This window comes from Okeania sp. SIO2B9, assembly GCF_010672505.1.
Lineage (GTDB): Bacteria > Cyanobacteriota > Cyanobacteriia > Cyanobacteriales > Microcoleaceae > Okeania > Okeania hirsuta.
Window position 1 is genome coordinate 1 of sequence record NZ_JAAHGK010000974.1, and the last position, 2,984, is coordinate 2,984.

2 protein-coding genes are annotated in these 2,984 nt (G+C 42.4%); both read right to left on the reverse strand.

Annotated elements, in window-relative coordinates; all coding sequences use genetic code 11:
* Positions 1–99: 99 nt before the first annotated feature.
* Positions 100–291 (reverse strand): hypothetical protein, encoded by a 192-nt coding sequence (locus tag F6K13_RS26195; protein ID WP_287288871.1) that lies wholly within the window; start codon positions 289–291, stop codon positions 100–102.
* Positions 272–2,617 carry a transglycosylase SLT domain-containing protein gene (locus F6K13_RS26200; protein ID WP_287288873.1) on the reverse strand — a complete coding sequence of 782 codons (2,346 nt, stop codon included), beginning with the start codon at positions 2,615–2,617 and terminating at the stop codon, positions 272–274. The genes F6K13_RS26195 and F6K13_RS26200 overlap by 20 nt, the downstream gene beginning before the upstream one ends.
* Between the last annotated feature and the right edge of the window lie 367 nt (positions 2,618–2,984).

Sequence of the window (2,984 nt, forward strand, 5' to 3'; positions counted from 1 at the left end):
GCTCGCGCTCGCGTTCGCAAACAAAAGGATCCAAAAGATCCTTTTACTTTGTAATCAACAGGAGTTTTTGTTTCTGTTTTTAAATAAATAAATTTATCTTTAATTCTGTATCGCAACGTTGAACTCGTAGCAGAAGCTGCTGGGGGCGCTGGCCCCAAGCGTGGCCTGGGTGACGGCCGGTACGGTCCAGGAGATCGTGCCGTTGACGGCGTCGACGGTGCCGCCGTCGGCGTCGACCACGGTGGCCCCGACCGGGAAGCTGTCGACCAGTTCATACTCGGGCAGTTCCACGTTGCCGACCGAGGAGCCACACAGCTCGACCTGGTAGTCGACCGTGTCGCCGACCGACGGGTTGGCGTTCCCGAGGTTGGGGGTCGACTTTGAGACCTCCCACTGCGGTTCGTTGACCACGGGGACCGACACCGAGTTGGATGCCTGCTCCGGGGTGCCGTTGTCGCCGATGGCGGTGAACGTGTTGACGATCGGCCCGGTGCCGGGGTCGTAGTCGGAGGAAACCCGCACCACAATAATTTTCAAAGACAGACTCCACATAACCCCTGGTTTCAGGATAAGGAATTTTCTCCACAAAAGCATCAGCATCATTAAATCCAAAGCGCTTTAACCAACTACTCACAGCATTCGGTCCAGCATTATAACTCGCCACTGCTAACATCGAATTATCCTTGTACTCTTGATGAGTAAAATCTAAGTAATAAGTACCTAGATTAACATTATCATTCACATTCTCTAAATCATAGCTCACAAGATTAATATTCTTAGCTGCCTCCTTACCCGTTTCTGGCATAACTTGCATTAACCCCGTAGCACCAACTACCGATTTTATCTTCGGCATAAAACGAGATTCTTGACGAATTAAAGCAGTAACTAACACAGTATTTAACTGTCGTTTGTTAGACCATTTCACAATAGTTTCCAAATAAGGAAAAGGATACAAAGTTTGCCAATAAGTAGGCTTTTCCTTTAATGCTTTATACTCAGCTATCTCCTCTGGTTTTTCCCGTTTGCTCAAGCTAGTAAGCATCCAAATACCATCTAAATTATCTCCTATACCAATCCTTAACACACCATCAGTATACTGTTGAGCAACAGTTGGACTCATCCGGTATTCAAATTCTACCTGCCATTGTTTCCAAGCATCCCGGTCTTGACCGATCTGATATAGTTCTCGCAATGTGTCAGAACCAAAAGGCAGCGGATCTCGCTTTTTAGTATGTACAACCTTTGGAGATAGAGAACGAACAGTAATAAAATCACCCACAGGCCAACCCAACATCACCGCCGATCGCCAAGCATAGTAAGAGTGGGGGTAGCGTAAAATCATATACTCGAAAGCCTTTTTAGCATCCTCTGTCTGCCCAAGTTGCTGTGCCCACTTACCTACCCAGAATCCTGCTTGTGGTGCTAACTCACTATCAGGATTATTCGCAGTTAACTCTTGTGCCCACTTCCAAGCCACTTGTAAATTGCCCCCCTCAGCAGCTTTTTCGGCCAACTCCCAGCGTAATTTAGCAGCCGCATCAGAATTCTTATACTCACTCAACAACTGTTGACGTACCTGTGAAGCTGACTTAGCAGACTCCAGTTGATCGAGTAACTTAGACTTATCAAGCATAGCTTCGGCAGCATGGCTAGGAAAATTAGCAATTACCCTGTCGAGATAAACTATTGCTTCTTTTGGATCGACCAGTCTCGACAAACGAATCAAACCCAAAGCTGTATCTTCTCCCCCATCGGGAAACTGATTAATTAATGTTTTGTAAGCTTCGCGGGACTCCTTAGTTTTTCTCCCTAACCATAAACCCCTAGCATAACGATATAGATTTTTGGGTGTTTTGGGTGCTTTCTGATATGCCAGGCCACCTGTAGGATAATCCTGCTTTTCCCAATATCCAAAAGCAATCATTTCCCAATCTTCAGGAGTTAACTGGGAGGCATATTTTGTTCTCAGTTGTTCCAATACTGTTCCATATTCGGGCACATGAAAACCATATTTAGCAATGAGCAATAACAATTGAGGTTGATTAGGATTTTGCTTCAGTTTTTCTTGAGCAATTTTTACTGTAGTGGGGTGAGCGGGAAATTTAGCGATCGCTTCATCCCAATATTCCGGCGTTTGTTTTCCTAGGACATACAAAGCTTCTGCCATCACTGGTTCTTCTGGATAGGTTGCTAATAATTCTGACCAAGCTTTTTGTGCTTTCTCAACATCCCCGGTTAATTCATAAGCTTGCGCCCGTTTTAAGAACGCATATGGTGCTAGAACTGTATATTCTTGGTCTAAATTCTTAAGTTGAGCGATCGCCGACTCTACTTCTCCCTGTTGCATTAAATCATTAGCTAGCATATAACGTGCCCTACTGCTATTTAGAGATTTTCCTGTCTCAATAGCATCTTCCAGTTTACTCCTTCGTTGCTGGGGTGGAAGTGATACAAAATTTGTTACATCTAGCTCCGGGTTGAGCTTCTGATTTTGGATTGTGTTTTGAGAGATACTTTTGTTATTGTTTGTCAGTTCTGGTAGAAAAATTCCTAGTAACAAAGCACTGATAGAAACGCCGATCAGTATAGAAACTTTTGTTATATTTTGTTTTAGCATTTACTTATCGTCAGTTAATTAATTTTAAATTAGTTTTAGGTTTATACGAATTTGATAAATTTTTGCTACAAATGACTAGCCTTTTTATTAGGAGTCAGGAGTCAGAATAAATGGCTTCAACACCAGTTTTTAGGTCTGAAATTCTCTTTTTTTATCAAAGGGACATCTCCTGTCAAGTCTTTTAATCACACTTATTATTCGTAACATTCTTTTTTCAAAATGGTATGAGATGATGTCCAGTAAATCAAGTTATACCATTTTTATAAATGTTTGCTACAAATATTTAAGGTGTTTGGCATGGTATAAATTTTTTTCTTATATCATGTCCGTTTAATTAGTTATAAAAAACTTTCTTCTCCTGTTCCTT

Excerpts from the sequence above, each read along its gene's own strand:
- F6K13_RS26200 (WP_287288873.1), bottom strand. The coding sequence starts at position 2,617 with ATGCTAAAACAAAATATAACAAAAGTTTCTATACTGATCGGCGTTTCT.